Source organism: Gordonia metallireducens, from assembly GCF_021245825.1.
Taxonomy (GTDB): domain Bacteria; phylum Actinomycetota; class Actinomycetes; order Mycobacteriales; family Mycobacteriaceae; genus Gordonia; species Gordonia namibiensis.
Window position 1 is genome coordinate 1 of sequence record NZ_JAJQJP010000025.1, and the last position, 23,628, is coordinate 23,628.

At 68.8% G+C, this 23,628-nt stretch carries 23 protein-coding genes; 8 read left to right on the forward strand and 15 right to left on the reverse strand.

Annotation, left to right across the window (positions count from 1 at the left end):
• A partial coding sequence (purT, locus tag LQD00_RS08390; protein WP_232716704.1) for a formate-dependent phosphoribosylglycinamide formyltransferase occupies window positions 1–1,362 on the reverse strand: 1,362 nt, incomplete at its 3' end.
• 74 nt (window positions 1,363–1,436) lie between these two features.
• Complete coding sequence (locus tag LQD00_RS08395) at window positions 1,437–1,799, reverse strand: UBP-type zinc finger domain-containing protein (RefSeq protein ID WP_232716705.1); 363 nt, start codon at window positions 1,797–1,799, stop codon at window positions 1,437–1,439.
• Window positions 1,800–1,843: 44 nt separating this feature from the next.
• On the opposite strand from LQD00_RS08395, the gene LQD00_RS08400 reads away from it, so the two are divergent.
• Together LQD00_RS08400 and LQD00_RS08405 are read left to right on the forward strand one after the other, a co-directional pair.
• On the forward strand, window positions 1,844–3,436 hold the full coding sequence (locus tag LQD00_RS08400; protein ID WP_232716706.1) for a Na+/H+ antiporter: 1,593 nt from the start codon (window positions 1,844–1,846) through the stop codon (window positions 3,434–3,436).
• Between the two features lie 275 nt (window positions 3,437–3,711).
• A complete protein-coding gene (locus LQD00_RS08405) occupies window positions 3,712–4,104 on the forward strand; it encodes a hypothetical protein (protein WP_232716707.1) in 393 nt (130 codons plus the stop codon).
• A gap of 4 nt (window positions 4,105–4,108) precedes the next feature.
• Here LQD00_RS08405 and LQD00_RS08410 read toward each other — a convergent pair whose 3' ends face one another.
• Entirely contained in the window at window positions 4,109–5,719 is a 1,611-nt protein-coding gene (locus LQD00_RS08410; RefSeq protein WP_232716708.1) for an adenylate/guanylate cyclase domain-containing protein, read from the reverse strand.
• Window positions 5,720–5,867: 148 nt separating this feature from the next.
• Here LQD00_RS08410 and LQD00_RS08415 point away from each other — a divergent pair, with 148 nt between their 5' ends.
• Window positions 5,868–7,280 carry a carotenoid oxygenase family protein gene (locus LQD00_RS08415; RefSeq protein ID WP_232716709.1) on the forward strand — a complete coding sequence of 471 codons (1,413 nt, stop codon included), beginning with the start codon at window positions 5,868–5,870 and terminating at the stop codon, window positions 7,278–7,280.
• Between the two features lie 124 nt (window positions 7,281–7,404).
• Here LQD00_RS08415 and LQD00_RS08420 read toward each other — a convergent pair whose 3' ends face one another.
• Window positions 7,405–8,691 carry an adenylosuccinate synthase gene (locus tag LQD00_RS08420; protein ID WP_232716710.1) on the reverse strand — a complete coding sequence of 429 codons (1,287 nt, stop codon included), beginning with the start codon at window positions 8,689–8,691 and terminating at the stop codon, window positions 7,405–7,407.
• Between the two features lie 91 nt (window positions 8,692–8,782).
• On the opposite strand from LQD00_RS08420, the gene LQD00_RS08425 reads away from it, so the two are divergent.
• Complete coding sequence (locus LQD00_RS08425; protein ID WP_232716711.1) at window positions 8,783–9,439, forward strand: hypothetical protein; 657 nt, start codon at window positions 8,783–8,785, stop codon at window positions 9,437–9,439.
• Window positions 9,440–9,449: 10 nt separating this feature from the next.
• Here LQD00_RS08425 and LQD00_RS08430 read toward each other — a convergent pair whose 3' ends face one another.
• From LQD00_RS08430 to LQD00_RS08450, 5 genes are all read right to left on the reverse strand, one after another.
• The gene (locus LQD00_RS08430) at window positions 9,450–10,880 is read right to left on the reverse strand and encodes an MFS transporter (RefSeq protein ID WP_232716712.1); all 1,431 of its coding nucleotides are present in this window, start codon (window positions 10,878–10,880) and stop codon (window positions 9,450–9,452) included.
• A gap of 105 nt (window positions 10,881–10,985) precedes the next feature.
• Window positions 10,986–11,810 carry a polysaccharide deacetylase family protein gene (locus tag LQD00_RS08435; RefSeq protein ID WP_232716713.1) on the reverse strand — a complete coding sequence of 275 codons (825 nt, stop codon included), beginning with the start codon at window positions 11,808–11,810 and terminating at the stop codon, window positions 10,986–10,988.
• Between the two features lie 48 nt (window positions 11,811–11,858).
• A complete protein-coding gene (locus LQD00_RS08440; RefSeq protein WP_006867950.1) occupies window positions 11,859–12,770 on the reverse strand; it encodes a cation diffusion facilitator family transporter in 912 nt (303 codons plus the stop codon).
• A gap of 69 nt (window positions 12,771–12,839) precedes the next feature.
• Window positions 12,840–13,961: an FUSC family protein gene (locus LQD00_RS08445; protein ID WP_232716714.1), complete on the reverse strand. Its 1,122-nt coding sequence runs from the start codon at window positions 13,959–13,961 to the stop codon at window positions 12,840–12,842.
• Between the two features lie 19 nt (window positions 13,962–13,980).
• Window positions 13,981–14,427, reverse strand: coding sequence for a DUF3151 domain-containing protein (locus LQD00_RS08450; protein ID WP_005197899.1), 447 nt, complete (start codon window positions 14,425–14,427; stop codon window positions 13,981–13,983).
• Window positions 14,428–14,595: 168 nt separating this feature from the next.
• Between LQD00_RS08450 and LQD00_RS08455 the strand changes: the two genes are divergently transcribed.
• From LQD00_RS08455 to LQD00_RS08465, 3 genes are all read left to right on the forward strand, one after another.
• The gene (locus tag LQD00_RS08455) at window positions 14,596–16,671 is read left to right on the forward strand and encodes an Rv0361 family membrane protein (RefSeq protein WP_232716715.1); all 2,076 of its coding nucleotides are present in this window, start codon (window positions 14,596–14,598) and stop codon (window positions 16,669–16,671) included.
• The gene (locus tag LQD00_RS08460) at window positions 16,668–16,988 is read left to right on the forward strand and encodes a hypothetical protein (protein ID WP_232716716.1); all 321 of its coding nucleotides are present in this window, start codon (window positions 16,668–16,670) and stop codon (window positions 16,986–16,988) included. The genes LQD00_RS08455 and LQD00_RS08460 overlap by 4 nt, the downstream gene beginning before the upstream one ends.
• 118 nt (window positions 16,989–17,106) lie before the next feature.
• A complete protein-coding gene (locus LQD00_RS08465) occupies window positions 17,107–17,835 on the forward strand; it encodes a hemerythrin domain-containing protein (protein ID WP_232716717.1) in 729 nt (242 codons plus the stop codon).
• A 79-nt stretch (window positions 17,836–17,914) separates the two neighbouring features.
• Here the strand turns inward: LQD00_RS08465 and fbaA are convergent, their stop codons facing one another.
• Window positions 17,915–18,952, reverse strand: coding sequence for a class II fructose-bisphosphate aldolase (gene fbaA, locus LQD00_RS08470; protein ID WP_006867944.1), 1,038 nt, complete (start codon window positions 18,950–18,952; stop codon window positions 17,915–17,917).
• Between the two features lie 171 nt (window positions 18,953–19,123).
• Window positions 19,124–19,357: a hypothetical protein gene (locus LQD00_RS08475; RefSeq protein WP_232716718.1), complete on the reverse strand. Its 234-nt coding sequence runs from the start codon at window positions 19,355–19,357 to the stop codon at window positions 19,124–19,126.
• A gap of 123 nt (window positions 19,358–19,480) precedes the next feature.
• On the opposite strand from LQD00_RS08475, the gene LQD00_RS08480 reads away from it, so the two are divergent.
• A complete protein-coding gene (locus LQD00_RS08480) occupies window positions 19,481–20,212 on the forward strand; it encodes a VTT domain-containing protein (protein WP_232716719.1) in 732 nt (243 codons plus the stop codon).
• A 4-nt stretch (window positions 20,213–20,216) separates the two neighbouring features.
• Here LQD00_RS08480 and LQD00_RS08485 read toward each other — a convergent pair whose 3' ends face one another.
• From LQD00_RS08485 to LQD00_RS08500, 4 genes are all read right to left on the reverse strand, one after another.
• Window positions 20,217–20,903, reverse strand: coding sequence for a TrmH family RNA methyltransferase (locus LQD00_RS08485; RefSeq protein ID WP_232716720.1), 687 nt, complete (start codon window positions 20,901–20,903; stop codon window positions 20,217–20,219).
• Window positions 20,896–21,477: an orotate phosphoribosyltransferase gene (pyrE, locus tag LQD00_RS08490; protein ID WP_232716721.1), complete on the reverse strand. Its 582-nt coding sequence runs from the start codon at window positions 21,475–21,477 to the stop codon at window positions 20,896–20,898. Before pyrE ends, LQD00_RS08485 begins: the two co-directional genes overlap by 8 nt.
• A gap of 100 nt (window positions 21,478–21,577) precedes the next feature.
• Window positions 21,578–22,495, reverse strand: coding sequence for a type III secretion system chaperone family protein (locus LQD00_RS08495; protein ID WP_232716722.1), 918 nt, complete (start codon window positions 22,493–22,495; stop codon window positions 21,578–21,580).
• Between the two features lie 46 nt (window positions 22,496–22,541).
• On the reverse strand, window positions 22,542–23,558 hold the full coding sequence (locus tag LQD00_RS08500) for a D-2-hydroxyacid dehydrogenase (RefSeq protein ID WP_232716723.1): 1,017 nt from the start codon (window positions 23,556–23,558) through the stop codon (window positions 22,542–22,544).
• Window positions 23,559–23,628 lie beyond the last annotated feature (70 nt).

Sequence of the window (23,628 nt, forward strand, 5' to 3'; positions counted from 1 at the left end):
GGCGTGTCCGGATTGGGGGCCGGGACGGCGCGGCGGTGCGGGCGGAGCCGGCGGCGGCAGGACCGTCGCCTTGCGGACAGCGGGACGGCCCGGCACGGGCGTGACGAGAGAAGCCGCACGCACGGCGCGCTCGCGAGCGGCGGGGACGTCGTCGGCGGTCGCGGTGACCACCCCCATGCGCCGGCGATGAAAGCTCTCGGGCTTGCCGAACAGACGGATGTCGGTCTCGGGCACCGCGAGTGCCGCGGCGACGTTCTCGAATCCGATGGCGGGCTGGTCGAGCTGCCCGTAGATCACCGCCGACGCGCCGGGCGACGCCAGCGTGACGTCGACGGGGAGGCCGAGGATCGCGCGGGCGTGCATCTCGAACTCCGACAACCGCTGGGTCGCCATGGTGACCAGGCCGGTGTCATGCGGTCGCGGGCTCACCTCGGAGAAGTAGACGTCGTCGCCCTGGATGAACAGCTCGACGCCGAAAACGCCACGGCCGGCGAGTTTTCCGTCACCGAGCGCGGTGGCGATGCGGGCCGCGATCGACGTCGCGGAGGCATGCGCGTCCGGACTCATCTCGTGCGGCTGCCAGCTCTCGACGTAGTCGCCGTTGATCTGGCGGTGACCGATCGGCGCACAAAAGTGCGAGGTCAGCAGCCCGGTCCGCGGGTCGATCGCGCGCACCGTGAGAAGCGTGATCTCGTAGTCGAATTCGATGAAACCCTCGACGATGACCCGGTTGCCCTGGACCCGGCCGCCGGTGTTCGCGGTCTCCCACGCCGACGCGACGTCGTCGGGTCCACGCAGGACCGACTGGCCCTTGCCGGAGGAGGACATCACCGGCTTCACGACGCACGGGAAGCCGATCTGCCGGGCGGCGACCGTCAGCTCCTCGAGAGTGTCGGCGAAGAGGTACGGCGACGTCGGGAGGCCGAGTTCCTCGTCGGCGAGGCGCCGGATGCCCTCGCGGTTCATGGTGGCGACGACGGCACTCGCGGTCGGGATGACCTCCGCGATGCTCCGCTTGGCGACCTCGACGAGCGCCTCGGTCGCGATGGCCTCGATCTCCGGCACCACATAGGCGGGCCGATGCTTGTCGATGACGGCGAGCAGCGCCTCCGGGTCGGTCATGTCGATGACCTCCGCGTGATGCGCGACCTGCTGGCCGGGCGCATTCGCGTAGCGATCCACGGCGACGACCTCGACGCCGAGACGCTGGAACGCGATCACGACCTCCTTGCCGAGTTCGCCCGCACCGAGCACCATCACCTTGGTCGCCGTCGGACTCAGCGGCGTGCCGATGACATCCGGCGGGCCGATCGTCGGCGCCGGCTGATCCGCGCTGGTCGCGCTCTCGCTGTTCGACGTCATTCCCAAATCCTACTTGTCGCCGGTACGGGTTCTGCCACGGTGACACCCGGTTGTGCGGTGTCGTGGTGCGGCTCTCAACCGATGACCTCGTGCACGTAACACCACCTCCAGCTCTCGCCGGGTTCGACGGACCGCATGACCGGATGGGCGGTGTCGTGGAAGTGCGCAGTCGCATGCCGGCGCGGACTCGAGTCGCAGCATCCGATGTACCCGCATCGCAGACACATCCGCAGGTGTGCCCAGTGGTCCTCCCCGATCGCGAGGCAGCCCTCGCAGGAAAGCCTCTCGCCCGCCGGGGGTTCCGGCACAGGTATCGAGTCGTCCGCGACCGCGGCCAGCTCGGGGCAGCGCGCCGACGGGTCCGACGCGGCGTCGGCGTCGGGTGCCGGGCCCGACGCGTCAGCGCCGCGGGACGAGAACCGGCGAAAGATCTGCATGTTCACCATTATCAACATGGCCTCCGGCGATTACAGTCGCTCGGATGAGTGCATCGCTTCTGGTCATCGCGGTCGTCGCGTTGGCGGTGTCTGCTCTCTGCCGTCGCTACGGGTTGTCCTCGCCGCTGATCCTGGTCACCGTCGGCCTGGCGATCGGTTGGATCCCCGGCCTGCCGACGCCGGAGCTGAACCCCGAACTCGTACTCTTCCTCATCCTGCCGCCACTGCTGTACTCCGCTGCCCAGGAGAGCTCCTACCAGGCGATCCGGGCACGCTGGCGTGGGATCGCGGCACTCGCCGTGGGTCTGCCACTCGTGACGACGGTGGTCGTCGGGTTCGTGGCCCACCTGACCGTCCCCAACCTCCCACTGACCGCGGCACTCGTCCTCGGTGCCGTGGTCGCGCCTCCGGATGCGGTGTCGGCGCAGGCGATCGGCCGTCGCCTCGGACTCCCCCGGCCGGTCATGACCCTCCTCGGTGGCGAGAGCCTCCTCAACGACGCCACGGCGCTGACCGCGTTCCGCATCGCACTCGCCGCCGCCATCGGCCTGACCACCTCACTGGGCGAGGGGCTGCTGACCTTCGCCGTCGCGGCGCTCGGCGGACTCGTCGTCGGCCTCCTCTTCGGCATGGCGGTCTCGTGGGTCCGGGTCTGGTTGACCGACCCTCCGATGGAGACCGCGATCGGCATGTTGGTGCCGTTCGCCGCTTATTTCGTCGCAGAACAGCTGCACTGCTCAGGTGTGATCGGCGTGGTGACGGCCGGGTTGTTCCTCGGTCAGCGTTCGGTCCGCCTCGGCTATGCCACCAGGCTCCAGGACGAAGCGGTGCGCAAGTCCATCGACGTCATCCTGGAAGCGTTCGTCTTCCTGCTCATCGGCGTCCAGATGCCGTTCATCATCGAGGGCGTCGAGGGCGAATCGTGGGTGCAGGTCGCCATCGACGCCGCCGCGGTGCTCGCCGCCACGATCATCATCCGGTTCCTCTGGGTCTACCCGGCCGCCTTCCTGCCGGGAGTCATCTTCCGCGGGAAGCTCGGGCCGGAACCGCGTCCGACGCCGGCCTCGGTCTTCGTCGTCTCCTGGGCAGGCATGCGCGGAGTGGTCTCACTCGCTGCCGCCTTCGGTATCCCGATGACAACCGAGTCCGGCGAACCGTTCCCGGCGCGCGCCGAGATCCTGCTGCTCACGTTCGTGGTCGTGGTCGGCACCCTCCTGATCCAGGGCACCACGCTGCCCTGGGTGATCCGGAAACTCGGCGTCACCGGCGACGAGCGCGCGCAGGATCGTCTCGCCTATGCCGCCGCCCAGGACCGGGCCTCGCGGGAGGCGGAACGTCGGCTGGAGGAGATCGCCGCCGACCTCGCCGACGACGATCCCAGCCGCATGCAGGTGGCCCTGATGCGCAAATGGATCACCTCGCAGCGCAATGTGGCGTGGGAGGAACTCGGCCGTGGCCCCGAGACGCTCGGCGAGAGCCCTACCGCCGCGGGCTCCCGGATCCGCACCGAACTCCTGCACCTGCAACGCAAGGTTTTCATCGAGGAACGCGACGCCGGGCGCATCGACGACGAGGTGCTGCGAATCGCGCTCCGCCGACTCGACTTCGCCGAGGGACAGGGCGACCGCGACGCCTGAATTGCTCCCTGACCTCGACACCCGCTGGTCGAGGGGGCGAGGAGCCTGCGACGAGCCGTAGCGAAGCCGGCCTGACCTCGATACGCGGCGTCCTCGCTCCGCTCGGTCGGCGCTACTCGGCCGGCGGGGCAGGAGCCTGCGGAAGCCTTTCCCGCTCCCTGAGTAGCCCGGAGCCTGCGGAGGGCGTATCGAAGGGCGAAGGGTCATCCACCTGAACGATGGCGGGGAGTTCTGCCCATGTTGCAGACGAAAAACCTGATCTAGCTTCGGTTTCCATGACAACTACGCACACCCGCCTGGCCACGGCCGGCGCATCACTCGTCCTCGCCGCCGGCGCGCTCGCCGTCGGCACGTCCACGGCCGGCGCCGCCCCGATCGCGCCGTCGTGCGACGGCAACCAGTACACCGTCACCTCGGTCGTCACCGCGAAGTCCGCCGCCACCATCTGCCAGTGGGGCAACGGTGATCTCGAATACCGGGGCGTCGCGCGCAGTTCGGGAAACACCCTGTGTATCCCGGTCTCCGGCGTGTTCGAACAGGAGAACGGCAGCGGCCGTTACTACTACGTCGCCTACAACAACGGGTACAAGTACTCCGTCTTCGACGGCCTCGGCCTCAGCATCGTCGGACCCGACGGCCTCGTGATCAGCTCCGAGGACGCCATCTGACCACCTAGCCGGTGTCCGTTTCCGCAGTCGCCTTCTCCCCCAGCGTGTTCGCGAGGGTCGCCGTGCGGTCCCCCGTGGCGGCCGCGTAGACGACCGTCTCGGCCGTCCGGCCGCGCAACGACAGGGTCTCCAGCTGGGTCCAGCGACGGGCCTCGGCGGGGTCGGCCGCCTCGACCGCGCGTCCCGACGCCAGTGGACTCGACGGGTCGCGTTTGGCGAGTTCGGAGAGCCGCGCACTCTCGTTCACCGGGTCGCCGATCACCGTGTACTCGAAACGTTCGATGGCGCCGACGTTTCCGGCCACGACGGCCCCGTAACTGACCCCGACCCCCGCGGACAGTTCGGGCACCTCGACCGCGAGGTCGGCGACGATGCGGCGTGCGGCCGCCAGCGCGGCGCCGGCCGGATCGTCGAGCTCGATGGGTGCCCCGAAGATCGCCAGCACGGCGTCGCCCTCGAACTTGTTGACAAGCCCGTCCTTGTCCTCGACGGCTCGGACGATCACCGCGAAGAACTTGTTGAGGATCTCGACGACCTCGGTCGGACGGCGCTGCGCGGCAAGGGTCGTCGAACCCATCACGTCGACGAAAAGTGCGGCGGTCACCCGCTCGGTGCCGCCGAGTTCGGGGTCCGACGACAACGCCGCCTCCGCGACCTCGTGGCCGACGTGGCGCCCGAACAGGTCGCGCATCCGTTCTCGTTCCCGCAGGCCCGAGACCATCGCGTTGAAACCCACCTGCAGGTCACCGAGTTCGGTGCCGTCGTAGACGACGAGGTCGGCGTTCTCGAGGTCGCCGGAGGTCACGCGGTTCATCCCGGATCGCACCGAACCGATCGGCCCGGTGATGCTCATCGACGAGAGCAGTGTCAGCAGGAGGCCGGTGAACAGTGCGGTGAGGCCCAGGACCGTCACCCCGATGAAGAGGTCGAGCTTGGATGTCTCGTCGCGCCCCATCCCGAATGCTACGACCAGCAGGATGCCGATGATCGGGATCGCCGACCCGACCATCCACGACATCACCGCCCGGGTCTTCACACCGGTGCGCTTGCGGCGGTGGAATCCGGCCGAGATCAGTTCGGCCACAACGGGCCGCAGGGTGAAGTCGATGAAGAGGTACGAGATGCCCACCACGACGACGCCGCTCATGCCGACGACGAAGACCGTCTTGGGGATCAGCTGCGGGTCGGCGACGCCGTACATGATCGTCAGCGTCACGGTGGCGCCCGCCCAGAGCAGACCCTGCACCAGCGACAGTCTCCAGGGCAGGCGCATCGTCCGGCGTGCGTCGCGCTTGGTCGGGGCCTCGTCGCGGATCGCCCATCGGAGATTCCGGACGCCCACCAGGGTGCCCCAACCGATCCCGATGACGAACGCGCCGAGGATGTACACGGGTACCGCGATGTAGTTCACCCACCACAGTTCGGCGGTGAACACGGTCGGTTGCGGGATGCCCACGGCGGCCAGCGCCGTCGCGACGACCGCGCCGAAAATATTCGCCACCACGATCGACGTGGTCAGCAAGGTCTGGATCCGGACGCGTTGCTTGACCCCGCTCTCCTCGACCGAGCCGAGCAGAATCGACCCGTAGTCGCGGCTCCCCCGCCTCGAACGCATGCCCAAGCTAATCACGACGACCGCGTCGACCGCCCGTCCCCGGACCCGCCGATTCGGGACGAAACGGACGATCGGCGTACGCGACCTGCAGGAACGCCCTAATCTGGAGCGACATCATCGTCATCCACGGCTCGCCGAAAGCAGCGTCATGACCGCATCCGATGTCCCGACCCGCCCGGCGCCGGTCGACATGTCCCGCAACCCGTTCCTCACCGGCGTCTTCGCCCCGCAGCGCGACGAGGTGGACGCCGTCGACCTGCCGGTCAGCGGGGAGATCCCGGCCGACCTGCAGGGCAGCTACCTGCGCAACGGGCCCAACATGCGCTTCGACCCGATCGGTTCGTATGTGTATCCGATCGACGGGGACGCCATGGTGCACCGCATCAGCCTCGCCGCCGGACGCGCGTCGTATCGCAACCGTTTCGTCCGCACCCCGATGGTCCTCGCGGAAGAGACTGCCGGACACGCCATCTGGTCGGGTATCATCGACGGTTACACCCCGTCGGCGGCGGAGGTCGGCGACGAGCTCGCGGGCACGACCCGCGAGTTGCCCGACATCAACATCGTGCGTCACGGCGGGCGGCTGCTGGCGATGGCCGAGGCGGACCGCCCGTACGAGATCTCGCCGGCCGACCTGGCGACCATCGGGCGAACCGACTGTGACGGTGCGATGTTCGTCGGCAGCACCGCGCATCCCAAGATCGACCCGTCGACCGGCGAGATGGTGCTGTTCAACTACGTACTCGAGGCGCCGTACCTGACCTGGGCCGTCGTCGGCCCGGATGGCCGGGCCACTCGCAAGCCGACCCCTGTCGACGGCATCGACGCCCCGATCATGATCCACGACATGGCCCTGACCAGCCGCTACCTCGTGCTGTTCGTGTGCCCGCTGGTCTTCGATTTCGCGTCGGTGATGAGCGGCGGGTCGTTGCTGTCGTGGCAGCCCCGGCGCGGGACCCGCATCGCACTGATCCCGCGGGACGGCACCGCGGTGCGCTGGATCGACACCGACCCGTTCTGGGTCTGGCACTTCGCCAACGCCTTCGACAATCCCGACGGGTCGGTCACCGTCGACTACGTGGAGTGGACCTATCCGGGTGGCTTCTCCGACCAGCCGACGCCCGCGGCGTCGTCCCTGACGCGAGCGGTGCTCCGCCCGGACGCCGGGATCACCAAGACCGTCCTGAACAGCTCCGAACCGGACATGGAGTTCCCGCGCGTCGATGATCGGATGCTGACGCGGGAGCATCACCGCATCGCCAGCGTCGCGAAGGGCCCGCGGGACGGCCGTGATCTCGACAGCCTGTGGTTCCACGACCTCGCGGCCGGGACGGAAACGGTCTGGACCCCGGGCGCGGCAATCGGCGAACCGGTCTACATCCCGGGCGCCGAACGCGACTACTGGGGCGCGATCGGCACCGACCCGACCGACATGACCTCGCGGTTCTACCTGCTCAGCGCCGACGCCCCGCAGGACGGCCCGATCGCCACCGTGGACCTACCGATCCGCGTTCCCGCCGGACTACACGGCGCGTGGCTGCCGGACCCCTCCGCCGGTTGAGCTGCTCGAAACCCGCGACCTCGATACGCGGCGTCCTCGCTACGCTCGGTCGTCGCTACTCGGCCAGCAGGGAACCCCCGCTCCCTGAGTAGCCCCGGAGCTTGCGGAGGGGCGTATCGAAGGGTCAGGCGATCGCGCGACGCACGATCGTCTGCTCGCGTCCCGGGCCCACGCCGATGCACGACATGTGGGCGCCGGAGAGTTCTTCGAGCCGAAGGATGTAGTTCTGCGCGTTCTGCGGCAGTTCCTCGAAGGTCTTGCACCCGGAGATGTCCTCCGACCAGCCGGGCATCTCCTCGAAGATGGGCTTGGCGTGGTGGAACCCGGTCTGGGTCATCGGCATGTCCTCATGGCGCTCGCCGTCGACGTCGTAGGCCACGCAGATCGGGATCGTGTCGATGCTGGACAGCACGTCGAGCTTGGTGAGGAAGTAGTCGGTGATGCCGTTGACGCGGGTGGCGTAGCGGGCGATCACGGCGTCGAACCAGCCACAGCGGCGGGCACGGCCGGTCGTGACGCCGACCTCGCCGCCGGTCTTGGCCAGGTAGTCGCCCCACTCGTCGAACAGCTCGGTCGGGAACGGACCCGAGCCGACGCGTGTGGTGTAGGCCTTCAGGATGCCGAGGACCGTGGTGATCTTGTTGGGACCGATGCCGGCGCCCACCGCGGCGCCGCCGGCGGTCGGGTTCGACGAGGTCACGTACGGGTAGGTGCCGTGGTCGACGTCGAGCAGCGTGCCCTGCGATCCCTCGAGGAGCACGGTCTCGCCGCGCTCGAGGGCCTGGTTGAGCAGCAGACGGGTGTCGGCGATGCGGTGTTTGAAGCCTTCGGCCTGACCGAGGACCTCGTCGACGACCTGCGCCGGGTCGAGGGCCCTGCGGTTGTAGATCTTGACCAGGATCTGGTTCTTCAGTTCGAGGGCAGCCTCGACCTTCTGCGTGAGGATCTTCTCGTCGAGCACGTCGGCGACGCGCACACCCACGCGGGCGATCTTGTCCTGGTAGCAGGGTCCGATACCGCGACCGGTGGTGCCGATCTTCTTGTTGCCGAGGAAGCGCTCGGTGACCTTGTCGATGGCCACGTGGTACGGCATCAGCAGGTGGGCGTCGGCGGAGATGAGGAGGCCGGTGGTGTCGACGTCGCGGTCCTCGAGTCCGCCGAGTTCGGTGAGCAGCACACCCGGGTCGACGACGACGCCGTTGCCGATCACGTTCTGCACGCCGGGGGTGAGGATGCCGGACGGGATGAGGTGCAGGGCGAAGGTCTCACCGGAGGGGAGTACGACGGTGTGGCCGGCGTTGTTGCCGCCCTGATACCGGACAACCCAGTTGATCGAGCCGCCGAGCAGGTCGGTGGCCTTCCCTTTGCCCTCGTCGCCCCACTGGGCGCCGATAAGCACGATCGCGGCCATGATTCAGGTACTCCTTTGTGTGGCGCGCTTGAACTGATCAGAACAAACCTCACCAACACTACTGTGTTCAGGCTCCCGATACCCTATCCGCGTGTCTTTCGCCCTGATCACCCAAGCCAGTCGCGCCGACGACAAGAAGGCGATCCGTGCCGCCGTGGCCGACGCCCTGTCCGATTCCGCCGTCACCCGCCTGATCGTCGAACCTCGTGTGGCCGAACGAATCGCGCCCACCCTCGCCGAGGAGGCCGACACCTTCCTGGATCAGGTGGTGGCCGCCCTGATGACCTCCGAGCGCCTCGACGTGGAAGTGGCGTATGTCTCGGCGGAGGCGACCGCGGCGACCCGCCGATACCGGCTTCCGCACGGGCCGGCCGCCCGTGAGCTCGCCGAGAACGGCACCGCGAGCCCGGTGCCCCTCATCCGTGACGACGCCGCGACGGTCGTCCTCGGCAGCGCGCGTCACCTCGGCGCCGAGGGCGCCAAGTTGCACGGTGAGTCCTACGTCGACAGCGAGCGACTCTTCGACGGCGAGGTCCGTTCCATCCTCATCGAACCCACGCTCGAGGCCCCCGGTCTGCGTGCGCAGGTCGAGCGGTTCCTGCTGCCGGGCAAGTGGTTCGCCGGACGCGCGGTGCAGACCGGCGGCACCAACATCGTGGTCGAACGTGAGGGCGTGGTGAACGAACGCGTGCTGAAGCGGTCGACGTTCTACCGGCACGTCACCGATCTGTTGCTCGTCCGCCCCTGACCGGCCCCGGTCAGCCGACCGGGATCGGCGCCGGCGCCGGGGTGGTCTCGTCGCCGGCGGTCTCGGCGATGCCGGTCTTGGCGGCGGCTTCGACCTCTGCGTCGCTGCCGGTGGTCAGGTGCAGGTCGTCGCGGCGGATCAACGACGTCGCGACGACGCTGATGACCGCGGTGAGCACGAGGTAGCCGGCGGCCAGCCACGGCGGTCCGGAGGCCGCGCCGATCAGTGCGGTCAGGATCAGCGGGGTCAGACCCGAGGCGTAGATGCCAGAGAACTGGTAGACCACCGACAGACCGGTGTAGCGGACCCGGGTCGGGTACAGGCTCGCGAACAGCGTGCCCTGGGCGCCGTAGAACAGGGCGTGGATCACGCCGAACACGATCACGAGTGCGACGGTGAACCAGACGAGGTTCTCGGTTCCGAAGAGGGCGAACACCGGATAGACCGACAGCCCGTAGGCGGCCATGCCGGCGAGGTAGACCGGTTTTGCGCCGTATCGGTCGGTGAGTTTTCCGGAGACCGGGAGAAGGACCGCCATCACGAGGGACGCGATCGTCACGGCCACCAGGACCGGGACCTTCTCCATGTCGAGTTCGCTTGTCGCATAGGCGATCGCGAAGACGCCCCAGGTGTTGAAGGCCGATCCCTCGCCCCAGCGTGCGAGCAGTCCGAGCACGGTGTTGCGGGTGTTCGGCGGGAGCACGACCTCGCGGATCGGTGCCGTCGACTTCTGCGCGAGTTCGGCGACCTCGGCGAACGCCGGCGTCTCGTCGACCTTCAGCCGCACCACGAAGCCGATGACGACGAGCACGATGCTCACGAGGAAGGCGATGCGCCAGCCGTAGGTCAGGAAGGCGTCGTCGTCGAGCGCCACCTGGAGCAGGGCGAACACACCCGTGCCGAGCGCGAGGCCGAGGGCGAGTCCGATCTGCGGGATGCTGCCGAACAGACCGCGCTTGCGATCGGGGCTGTGCTCGACCGCGAGCAGCACGGCGCCGGCCCACTCGCCGCCGAGCGCGAAGCCCTGCACGATGCGCAGCAGGAGAAGGAGGATCGGGGCGACGACACCGACGGCCTCCGCGGTCGGCAGCACACCCATGAGCGCGGTGGCGATGCCCATCATGACCATCGTGATCGCGAGGGTTCGCTTGCGGCCGATCCGGTCGCCGATGTGCCCGAAGATCACGCCGCCGATCGGCCGGACGACGAACCCGACCGCGAAGGTCGCGAACGACAGCAGGGTTCCGACGAAGGAACTCTGGTCCGGGAAGAACAGCTGGTTGAACACCAGGCTCGCGGCGGTCGCGTAGAGGAAGAAGTCGTACCACTCGACGGTGGTGCCGAGGAGACTCGCGGCCACGACCGTGCGGAGTCGCTTGCGGCGCTCGGCGTCGGTCTCGTGGGCCGTCGGGGACGCGGAAGTCTGCTGAGGTGAGGCCATGACCGGCCTACGGTATCGGCGACGCGCCGTTCCTCGTCGACTACGAATCAGCGTGAGCGTAAACCGTCGCGCACTTGCGCGGGACGACCTTCGACGTTCCGCGTGTCAGGACTCGAAGTAGTCGTCGAGGGTGACCATCCGCAGCTTTCGCTGACGGATGATGTCGACCAGTTTCGGATAGACCTTGGTGACCGGATCGTGGTTGGCGTGGCCGATCACCAGGGTCTGCGGCCGGAAGTACTTGCGGGCGCACTGCACGAGGTACTTCTCGGTGACCAGGCCGGAGTCGGACAGTGAGCCGTACCAGAGTGTCGGCATGGTGTAGCCGAGATCGGCGGCCACGGCGTCCACCGACGCGTTGTGATAGCCGAACGGCGGCCGGTAATAGGGCGTGCCGTCGACGCCGTACTGGTTCTTCAGGAACCGCTTGGTCCGGCCGAGTTCGTCGGCGATGCCCTTGGCCGAGAGCTCGGTGAGCGCCGGATGCGTCCAGGTGTGGTTGCCCAACTGGATCTGCCCGGATTCGACGAGCGGCCGCAGTTCTGCACGGTGGTCGGTCCAGCCGTCGAACGACCCGGTCACGAAGAAGGTGAAGCGGGCGCCGGTGTCCTGGGCGAACTTCACGTAAGCGCCGATGACCTCGGAACTGGCACCGTCGTCGACCGTGAGCGCGATGTGCCGGCCCTTGCCCGGCAGGCCGGTGATCGGCTCGTCGGGCAACGGGTGGCGGGTGCCGACCGCCGGGGGCAGCAGCTCTGCGGGTGACACCGACGGCGTGGTCGATGGAGGTGCCGGCGGGGTGGGCGGAAGTGGGGTCGGGGGCGTGATCTCGGCGGCCGGGACCGGCGAGGCGCAGCCGGACAGGGTGGTCGTGGTCAGGGCGCCCACCGTGCCGGCCGCGAGCATCGCGAGGAAGTCGCGTCGTTCCATGCAGGGAATTTAAGGCATACCCGACATTTTCGACTCACCGACGCGGGCTCACCACGTCATCTCGTCACGACATCGTCCCTGATCGTCGTTGTCGACCTGCACGGTGGCGTGCTCGAGTCCGTGGCGGGCCAGGACGGCCTGCGCGGCGGGCAGCACCTCCGAGTTCGGCCGGGTGCTGCCCAGGTGCACGGTGGCGACGTCCATGCCGGTGGTCAGCGTCCAGACGTGCAGGTCGTGGACATCGTCGACGGTGGGGATACCGGCGAGGTCGGAGCGCAGCGTCTCCACGTCGATATGTGCCGGCGCCTGCTGGTTGAGGATGCGCAGGGCGTCGATCGCCAGCCGCAGCGCACGCGGCACCACCCACAGGGCGATGAGGACCGCGACCACGATGTCGGCGTAACCCCAGCCGGTGGTGAGCGCGACGATGCCGGCGATCAGGACCCCGACGCTGCCGACGGCGTCGGCCAGGACCTCGAGGTAGGCGCCGCGGACGGCGATGGACTCCTTGGCGTCGGCGCGGAGCAGGAGCATCACGCCGAGGTTCACAGCCAGACCCAGCAGGGCGACGATGATCAGCGTCAGGCCGGGGACCTGCGGATCGTTGCCGATGCGCTCGATCGCCTCGATCAGGACGAAGGCCGCGACCCCGATGAGCAGGACCGCATTGGCGACGGCGGTGAACACCTCGGCCCGATGCCAGCCGAAGCTACGGGTGTCGGTGGTGCGGCCGTGACGACCCAGCAGCAGGGCGATCAGACCCATGATCAGGGCGACGACGTCGGTGAGCATGTGTCCCGCGTCGGCGATCAGGGCGAGCGAGTTGACCAGGATGCCGGTGACGAGCTCGACGACGAAGAATCCGCCGATGAGCGCTACCGCCAGCGCCATCGGCCACAGGCGCCGCTCCCCTGCGGCACCGGCGCCGGGGGTGTGGGAATGCGAATGTGAGTGACCCATGATGGCGGTCAATATATGCGGAAGTTCGCATATGTGGCAACAGGCCTACCGCGTTCCGATGTGTCGATCTCAGCTTCGGAGGGTGGCGAGTGCCGACGAGCGTCGTAGGCCGGCGATCATCAGCAGGTCGACGAGCAGGGAGCGGATCTCCGCGAGCAGCGCGGCCTCGGAGAGTTGGCTGTTCACGGCCAGGTCCGTGCGCGCCTTGCGCACGATCGAGCGGATGACGCGTGCGGCCTCGACGGGATCGGGGTCCGCACCGGGATCGGCCAGCATCATCTCCCGGAGCACCTCGAACGCGCCGCCCACGTCGTCGATTATCTCGATGATCGCCGGCTGCACCCGTTCCCCGCGCTGGGTGACGGCCAGGGACCTGCGCGCGATGATCCGGAAGTTGCGGACCGCGTTGTCGATCGGGTCGGCGGTCCTCACCAGTCGGTCGAGCCGGTCGCGCGAACTCCAGTACAGCGGCGAGATGCGGGTGACCTCGCGGCCGCCGGTCATGTCGGTGCGCATCTTGTTGATGGCCGCCTGCGTACCGCGCGCGGTCTCGAGCGCAGCGGCGATCGTGCCCGCATCGGCGGCGCGCAGCCCCTCGGCAACCGACCGGGCCGTGTCCCGGATGGTGAGCAGCACTCCGGCCGCGTCTTCTCGCGCCCGATTGGCCGGGTTCACCGGGAACAACGCGGCCACGAGTATGCCGACCACACCGCCGATCAGCGCGTCGAGCGCCCGGTGGAACCCGGCGACACCGCCGGGCGGCAGGAGGGTCGCCACCAGGACCGCCGACGACGCCGCCTGCATGGGGATCAGCAGCCCGTCGTCGAGCACCACCGCCAGCGACATCGCCAGGATGACGACCACCATGATCTGCCAGGCGCCCTCACCGACCCAGCCGATGAACAGGTCACCGACGAGGATGCCGATCGCGACGCCGCCGACGAGCTCGACCGATCGGCGCCAGCGGCGTCCCAGACCCAGTCCCAGCGAGATGACCGCCGCGATCGGGGCGAAGAACGGGTCGGGGTGCGCGAAGACGTGCGTCGCGATCCACCAGGCGATTCCCGCCGCCAGCGCACACTGGATGATCGGGATCAGGGAGATCTTCAGACGACGAAGGCGTCGTCTCAGGGTTGCGGGCAGGGAGTCGTAGACCCTGCGCGGGAACCAACCGCTCGCGGCTGCCGACATTCGACGAGTCGCGGGTCGGTCAGACCAGGCCGAGCTCGGCGGCCGCCCTGGGGTCGCTGTCGTTGAGGAGGTCGAGGCAACGCAGGTGCTCGTCCTCTTCCCCGATCAGTTCGGCGGCCCGGGCGAGAGCACCGACGCATCGCAGGAATCCGCGGTTGGGTTCATGGCTCCACGGGACGGGACCGAAGCCCTTCCAACCGTGCCGACGCAGCTGGTCGAGCCCGCGGTGGTAACCGGTCCGCGCGTAGGCGTAGGCGGCGATGACCGCACCGGTGTCGCCGGCCTCGCCGGCTGCGGTCGAGGTCTCGAGCGCCGCCTCGGCGAGATACGCCCAGGCGATGGAGGCGGTGGGATGGGCGGCCGCGACCTCGGCCGGGACTGCCCCGTTGAGCAGGTCCGACTCGGCGTCGTCGTCGCCGGTGAGCAGAACCGGTTGCGGGCCGAGGAGATCTCCGAAAGACGTCATGTACCCATTCAAGCATCGAGGCCGCTCGGGTGACCGCATCGACCGAACGCCGTAGTGCTGGACCGGCCGACGATTCGCTAGGGTGAATGGCGCAATCGGTCCTGTCACCGGGCTACTCGGTGGCCGGACCGAAACCATGCGATGGGCAGAATGCGGGGTGATCAGTCGATGGCTCGATCCGACAAGCCGAGAGCCGCTGTCACCAAGGCACTTTCGACGCTGCGTCAGGCCCGGGACGAACGTCGTTCACGACGGAGCGGTCGAACGGGCGCCGACGCCGGGCCCGCTGCGTCCGCCCCCGGTGGCGCGGATGCACGTCGAGATCACTCCGGCCGACCCGACGCAGGTCCCGGCGACACACCGGACACCACCCCGTCGCCGCCACCCGAACCCGCAACGGAGACCGGCCAGGATTCCGGATCTCGCCCGGACATCGCGAACACCACCCCGGATACTGTTCCGACCGGCGACGACGCCGGGAACCAGAGCACCAGCAGAGAGGGCCACGAGCCAGCCGTGGACGATCCCACCCAGAACGACACCGCCGAGAACCGGACCGACGACGCGGCGGACACCGGCAAAGACGCCTCCGACGCGCAGACCTCTGCGAAGGAGGCGCCGGCCAAGGCACCGAAGCCCAAGGGTGGGCGCGGGATCGACGGTGCGACCCAGATCATCAGCCGCGACAACCTGCCGTCGCCGGAGGATCTCGAGGATCTGGACTCGATCGACCCGCTCGGCACCGATGACGAAGCCACTCCCGATACCGAACCGGCCGACGCCGAGGAGACGCCGGCCGAGCCGGTGAGCAAGCCCGCCCGGCTGGGGCCGAGCGACTCGAAGACCACCGTGATCCGCCGGGAGGATCTCCCCGACCCGAGCGAGCTCGAGGATCTCGACGACATCGACGCGACCTCCGCGGCGCCCGAGCCGGAAGCCGAGGCAGAGGCAGAGGCAGAGGCGGAGGATGCCGCCGAGGTTGCGGCCGACGAACCTGCGGAGCACGGGGGCGCCGCCGAGCACGCGGACGCAGACGAGACGGGCACGGTCGAGACGGGCGCGGACGAGACGGGCGCGGACGAGACGGGCGCGGTCGAGACGGACAGCGCCGAGTCGACCGCGGAAGCCGCCGACGAGACCGCCGAAGCCGAGGAGCCCGACGACACCGACGAGTCGGGGGCCGGCGCAACTGCGGTCGCGGCCGGCGCGGTGGGTGCGGCGGCCGCCGGTGTGGCCGTGGCCGGTGGCACCGACGAGGAGAACCCCGGCGAGGACGCCGCCGACCAGACCGACGCCGAAGCCGAGTCCGCGGATTCCGTCGTCGACGCCGAGGCCGGATCAGGCCCGGCGACAGGCGACGCCGAGGACTCCGACGAGACCGCAGCCGAGACCGAGGAGCCCGTCGAGGCCGTTGACGAGGTCGAGGAAGCCGAAGCGCAGCTCGAGCCGACCGAACCCGAGGTCGCGGACGCAGAGCCCGAGGTCGCCGAAGCCGAGGAAGAAGTCGGCACCCCGGCCGACGACGAGGCGCCGACCGAGGCACCCACCGAGGCGATGTCGCTGGCGAAGGTCGAGGACGATCACGCGACGGCTGCGCCGACGGACGAGCCCGCCGACGACTCCGATGCCGCCACGAAGGTCATCCCGGCCGCGGCTGCAGGTGCGGCCGCGGCCGGAGCCGCGACGCCGGACGAGCGCACCGACACCGTCCCCGAGCCGGCGGTGACCGCTCCGTCGACCGGTGAGTGGACGACCACGACCCAGCAGCCGCAGGTCATCCCCGGCAGCAAGCCGTCGAAGACCACCAAGAAGCGCGGCAAGGGTCCGCTGATCGCCGTCGTCGCGCTCCTCGTGGTGATCGTGGCGGCCATCGGCGGCATCTTCGCCTACCAGAACATGACGGCGACCCCGCCGGCCGACGAGGCCGCCGAGGTGGCGCTCGACTACACGACCGCGCTGTACGAGGGCGATCTCGAGACCCTGCGGTCGGTCACGTGTGGCGAGCTGCATGCCTTCTACGAGGACTTCGACGCTGACGCCTACCAGAAGACCTACGACGCGCAGAAGGCCCGCAACGAGCTCGTCCAGACCCAGGCGATCAACGCCGTCCGGGTCGTCGAGGGCGGCGATCTGGCGGTCGTCGAGGTCGTCGCAGTGCACACGAGCTCGCCGGAGACCCCCGAGACGGTGACACTGAACCTGCAGCGCGAAGGCGATGACTGGAAGGTGTGCAACCCCACGTGACCGGCGGTCAGGGGTGGGGTCCCCCGTCGACCACACCCCCGCCGCCGCATCATGTCCCGGACCCGGTCGGGTACGACGCCCCGCCGGAGTACCAGGAGCACCCATCGGATGTGCCCGCGTACTTCACCCCCCGTCGGCCGACACCGCCGACCACACCGCCGCCGGTGTCGAGCGGCCCGTCGCGGCGCATCCGGCCCACACACCCTCGGAGCACGGGTGCACGTTCGGGTTCACGCACCGATCCCGCGGTCCTCGTCTCCGCGCTCGTGATGATCGCGCTGGCGCTGGCGGTGATGGTCGGGTTGCTGACCTCCTGATTCGGGCCACCTCCGTTTCGCCTCCCCGGCGTTTCACCTCCCGGATGTCGGGTAAGCGCCGGACCGAGCCACGTCGAGCCCGCTGCGTGACACCCGCCGAATTCCCGGGAGGAACGCCATGCCCCGATCACTGGCCGACCAGACCGAAGACCAACTGGGTGGACGCCGCTCGGTCCTGAGCCGCCAGAAGCGGGACCACGTCGAGCTGGACCGCCTCATCAAGGCCGCCGAGAGCGCCTCCGGGCACGACCGCGAAGCGGTACTCAACGAAATGTGCCGACTCGTCTTCCCCCACGCCTTCGCCGAGGAGGCCGTGCTGTGGCCGGCGATCCGCCGCCGCCTCGCCGACGGGGAACAGCTCACGCTCGAGATCGAGAAGGAGCACCAGGCGATCAACGAGCTCTTCACCTCGCTGGAGACCCTCGACGTCGACTCCGATGAGCACCACCGACTGTTCGCCGAGATCGTCCGCCTCCTACGGGAGGACGTCCGCGACGAGGAGGACGTCCTGCTCCCCCGCTTGCAGGAGGCGACCGACCGGGACGAACTCGTGCGCCTGGGCACGTGGTGGCAGATCGTCCGGTCCACCGCTCCCACGCGGCCGCACCCGGTGGTGGCCCGACGCCCTCCGGGGAACGCGATCGCTGCGGCACCGCTCACCGCGCTGGATCGTTTCCGCGATCTGCTCGACGCGACTGCGCGCACTGACCGACCCTGGTCGTCGGCAGCTCGCTCGACCAGTCGTATCGTCGCGAGCGCCGCGGGTGCCATCGAACACATCCCGCCGCTGACGCGGGGTGAGCGCCCGGCGACCAAGATGTCCCACACCGGCAAGCACCGCCGCTGACCCGAGGCGAAACCGGACATGCCCGAAAACAGTTCTGCCCGCACCCTTTTCGGAGTGCGGGCAGAATCGTGTCAGACGGTCAGGCGGTCAGCGACTTGCCGTTCGACTTGAGGTCGTTGCACGCCTCGACGACGCGCTCGCTCATGCTGGCCTCGGCCTTCTTCGACCAGCTGCGCGGGTCGTAGACCTTCTTGTTGCCCACGTCGCCGTCGACCTTGAGGACGCCGTCGTAGTTGCTGAACATGTGGCCGGCAACCGGGCGGGTGTAGGCGTACTGGGTGTCGGTGTCGACGTTCATCTTCACCACGCCGTAGCTCAGCGCCTCGTCGATCTCGCTCTTCAGCGAGCCCGAGCCGCCGTGGAAGACGAAGTCGAAAGGCTTGGCACCGTCGGCCAGACCCAGCTTCTTGGCGGCGACCTCCTGGCCGGTGTTCAGCACGTCGGGACGCAGCTTGACGTTGCCCGGCTTGTAGACGCCGTGGACGTTGCCGAAGGTGGCGGCGAGCAGGTAACGGTTGCCCGAGTCGCTGGCGCCCAGTGCCTCGATGGTCTTCTCGAAGTCCTCGGGGGTGGTGAACAGCTTGTCGTTGATCTCGTTCTCGACGCCGTCCTCCTCACCGCCGACCACGCCGATCTCGATCTCCAGGATGATGTTGGCCGCGCCCGCCTTGGCGAGGAGCTCCTTGGCGATCTCCAGGTTCTCGTCGAGCGGCACGGCACTGCCGTCCCACATGTGCGACTGGAACAGCGGGTTCTGGCCGGCGTCGACGCGCTCCTGCGAGATCTGCAGCAGCGGACGCACGTAGGTGTCCAGCTTGTCCTTGGGGCAGTGGTCGGTGTGCAGGCCGATGAGGACGTCGTACTTGGCGGCGACGACGTGTGCGAACTCGGCGAGCGCCACGGCACCGGTCACCATGTCCTTGACGCCCTGGCCCGAACCGAACTCGGCACCACCGGTCGAGAACTGGATGATGCCGTCACTGCCGGCGTCGGCGAAGCCCTTGATCGCGGCGTTGATGGTCGACGACGAGGTGCAGTTGATCGCGGGGAATGCGTAACCACCCTTCTTCGCCTTGTCGAACATCTCGGCGTACTGCTCCGGGGTTGCAATGGGCATCGACGAATCCTCCAGGGTGTTGATGTGCTCTGGTGTTCGGGTTCTCTCGCCCACGGTTGGTGGGCCGTGGCGAGCAGCCGGACTTCCCGCGGCCGGACTTCCCTCAGTATGGCAGGTGCCACACCGGCGGGTGCGCCCACCATTGGGCCCCGGACCTGCGCCGTCCGCGGCTCAGGCGCGGGTGAGCAGCAATGGCGCGGCCAGCGGCGCAGACCATCGGCCGCCGACGAAGGTCAGCCCGAGCAGGCGGCGGTCGTCGAGTGCCCGGAACTCGTCGCGGACCCACCGCCAGGGCACCGGCCCGACCTGCCCGTAGGGACACACGATGACCGGCTGTCCGTCGAGCGCGATCGCCCACGGCGCCACCGCCTGCAGCGCTGGTTCGGGATGGGCGGTCGGGACCATCCCGTGGAGTCGTCTCGTGTCGCCGAGTCGTCCGCACGCCCTGGTCCCGATCCCGGCGCGATTCGCCGTCGCCGATCTCGCGGGATTCTGCCCAGGTCGCAAACGTGGGTACTCTGGGATCCCGTGATCGACTCAGCACTTGCCACCACGACCACCAACCTGGCGCTTCTGCCGGGATTCCTGGACCCGGTCAACCTGCTCAACTCGTTCGGCACCTGGATGCTGGCGGGTCTGCTCTTGGTGGTGTTCATCGAGTCCGGTTTGCTGTTCCCACTGTTGCCGGGCGACTCCCTGCTCTTCACCGCGGGCCTCATCGTGGCTGCGAAGTCGGCCGAGATCGAGCCCTTCGCCCCGCTGTGGGTGCTTCTGGTCACCATCCCGCTCGCCGCGTTCCTGGGCGATCAGGTTGGGTACTGGATCGGTAAGAAGCTCGGGTACACCCTGTTCAAACCGAACGCGCGGGTGCTCAAGGAGTCCTACATCAACGAGGCTCACGAGTTCTTCGAGAAGCACGGCCCGGTCACGATCATCCTGGCCCGCTTCGTCCCGATCGTCCGCACCTATGCACCGCTGGTCGCCGGCGCCGCCCGCATGCGGTACCCCGTTTTCCTGACCTACAACATCATCGGCGCGGTCGCGTGGGGCGCGGGCGTGACCCTGCTCGGTTACTTCCTCGGCCAGATCGAGTTCATCCGCGACAACGTCGACTACATCTTCCTGCTGATCGTCTTCGTGTCGGTGCTCCCGATCATCTCGGAGATCGCGAAGCGCATTCTGCGGGCCCGTAAGGGTGTCGTCGAGGAGGAGCCGCTGGCACCTTCGACGGATCCGGCCGTCACTCCTCCGGCCGAGTAGTCGCCTACCAGGCCTGATCCAGATCGGCGTGCTGCCGGACCCATGCGTGCATCGCGATCCCGGCAGCGACGCCGGCGTTGATGCTGCGGGTCGACCCGAACTGCGCGATCGACACCGTCATGTCGGCCTGTCGCTGCGCGTCGTCACTCACGCCGGGACCTTCCTGACCGAACAGCAGCACGCATTCGCGCGGTAGTTCCACGGTCTCCAGGGGTCGGGAACCCGGGGTGTTGTCCACCGCGACGACGGACAGACCCTCCTCGCGCGCCCAGTCGAGCAGGTCTCCTACCGTGTCATGGTGCATCAGATGCTGGTACCGGTCGGTGACCATCGCCCCACGACGGTTCCAGCGGCGTCGTCCGACGATGTGGACCGCCGCGACGGCGAACGCGTTCGCGGTGCGCACGACGGTGCCGATGTTGGCGTCGTGCGCGAAGTTCTCGATGGCGACGTGCAGCGGGTGCCGGCGTGTGTCGATGTCGGCGACGATCGCCTCACGCTTCCAGTACCGGTATGCGTCGACGACGTTGCGGGTGTCGCCGTCCGCGAGCAGTTCGGGATCGAGATGATCGTCGTCCGGGATCGGCTCACCGGGATGTTCGACCGACCAGGGTCCGACGCCGACCGGGGGTCCGGTCACCCACTCGGTGGGGCCGGCGACCCCGGCGTCCGGATCGGATGCGTCAGGCAAGGCCGAGATCGCTCAGGCCGAGCAGCGAGCGGTAGGGCACTCCCAACCCGGTGATGACCGCGTCCGCTCCGGTCGCACGGTCGACGACGGTGGCGACACCCACGACGTTGCCGCCGATCTCGCGCACGGCCTCCACCGCGGTCGACGGGGAGGCGCCCGTCGTGCTGGTGTCCTCGACGACGAGCACGTTGCGCCCGACGATGTCCGGTCCTTCGATACGCCGCTGCATGCCGTGGGTCTTCGCGGCCTTGCGCACCACGAAGGCGTCGATGTCGCGGCCGTCGGCATGCATGATCGACGTCGCGACCGGGTCGGCGCCCAGCGTCAAACCGCCCACGGCGACGTAGTCCCAGTCGGCGGTGAGTTCGCGCATCAGCCGGCCGATGAGCCGCGACGCCTCGTGATGCAGCGTCGCGCGCCGGAGGTCGACGTAGTAGTCGGCTTCCTTGCCGGAGGACAGCGTCACCTTGCCGTGCACGACGGCGAGTTCACGGACCAGTTCGGCGAGTCGCGCCCGCGCCGCCGTGTCGACCTGGGGCGGCGTGCCGTCGGAAACCGGGCTTGACGAGGACATGCGACCACTCACTCTCGAACTCTCCGGCTGTCGGCCGGTGTGCTTTGGATGACGATTACCCTACGGTGTCCGCGACGGGCGTCGGATGAGCCCTGTCGGGTCAGCTGCGGTGGCGATTGGGCCGCTCGCCGGTGTCCTCGGCGCGGCGGGGCACGTCCTCGGACTTGCGCGTCGCGGACCCGCGGACCGGCATCGGGGCCATGCCCCGGCCGGTCGTCGGGGAGGTACCGGTCGCCGGCGGTGGCTTGCGAACCGGGGCGGCCGGCTTGGCGGCCGGGGACGCCTCGGTTGCGGGAGCCGCCGCGGCCTGCCGACGACGCTTGTCGCGCATCGACTCGGTCTTCTCGTCGGCGAGTTCGGCACGCGTGGGTCCGTGCGGGTCGCGGGGATCGGGTGAGTCCTCGGGTTCGCGCATCGGCGGGAGCACCCGCAGCAAGTCGGCGAAACGGCGGACCACCTCGAGGCCGGTGTTGAGCGTCGCGGGATCGTTGGTCAGCGGCAGTGATCCGAGCGCCCAGTTGCCCTCGTTCCACAGCACCTCGACGAAGGCCGGGGCCTTGTTGGCGAGCGCGACCATCCGCCGGTCGCACACGCGACGGGCGACGTCGAGGTTGTTGGAGAACATGACGCGCGGCCCCATCGCACCGAGGAGTTCGACGTCCTCCTCGGCGGGTGCCAGCACGTCCTCGTGACGCAGGTCGACGACGACGGGTGAGGGCGAGGATCGGCGGACGGCGATCACGGTCGCGGTCTCGGCGAGATCGAAGACGACGGTCTCCACGCCGCCGTAGCGGCCGTAGGCGACGTCGCGGACCTCGACGTGATCGGGAACGTTCATCGTTGCCCGGCGAAACACCTTGCGCAGCTTGGTGTCCGTCTCGCGGAACTTGAACTCGTGCTCATCCCCCCAGATCGCACGCTGGTGCCGCGCGACGCTCGACCGCTGCCGGTCGAGCCACAACAGGACGCCGGCACCCGCGAGTGCCACGGCGGCGATCAGGAAATAGACGGTGGTCATCGCGCTACAGCCTACTATCGGCCGGGCTGCGACGACGTCATCCGCCCTATCGTCGTGTGGCCGATATGTAGCCGCGTTCTTTGTCGACGACGTTGACCAGCGTCTCGGCGAGGACGCCACCGTCGGCGGCGTCGTCCAGCCCGACGTATCGGCGCAGGTTCTCGAGGACCTGTTCCGACAGCGCCTCACGCCAACCGAGCGCGTCGCCGCTCATATGGGCAGAGATCGCGACACCCGGCAGATCCCACAGCTCACTGTCGGCGGGCAGCGGTTCGGTGGCGAACACATCGAGTGAGGCCGCGCCGAGGTGCCCGGACCGCAGCGCGTCGATCAGCGCAGGCTCGTCGACCAGCTCGCCGCGGCCCACATTGAGCAGGTGCGCGCCCGGCTTCATGGCCGCGAGCACGTCTGCGTCGATCATCCCGGCCGTCTGCGGGGTCAGGGGGGCGATGGTGACGACGTTGTCGAAGTCGCCGACATGGTCGGCGAGATCGGCGGTGGCGATGACCCGACCGAAGTCGGGGTCGGACTCCCGCGCGGTCCGTCCGCCGCCGACGACGTGCATCCCCACGGCACGGAGCAGCTGCGCGGTCGCGCGGCCGATCCCGCCGGTCCCGATGACGAGGGCCGAACTCCGCGACGTGCCGACGGTCTCCCGGTGCTTCCAGACGTGATCGTGCTGTAGTGCCATCGACTCGTGTAATCGCTTGTCGCGGGCGAGGATCGAGGCGAGAACGAACTCGGAGATGGGTCGGTCGAAGACGCCGTGCGCGTTGGTCACCACCACGTCGGACGCCTTCAGTTCGTCGAACAGCAGGGAGTCGACACCAGCCGCGCAGACGTGCACCCACCTCAGCGACGCGGTCGTCTCACCCCAGTTGTCGGCGAGCGCTCGAGAGAAGAAGTCCCACAGCACCAACACGTCCGCACCCGGGAGCGCCTCTGCGAGATCGTCTGCGACGCAATGACGTATCTCGGCGAGCTCGGCGAGCTGATCGAGGTTCGATGGCGGCGCGACACCTGGGGCACCGAGGAGCGCGAGGACCGGACGTCGGGTGCTCATGCGGCCACCGTAACCCCGACACCCCTCCGCGCGTCGAGTAGCAGCGACACCCCCTCCGCTCGTCGAGTAG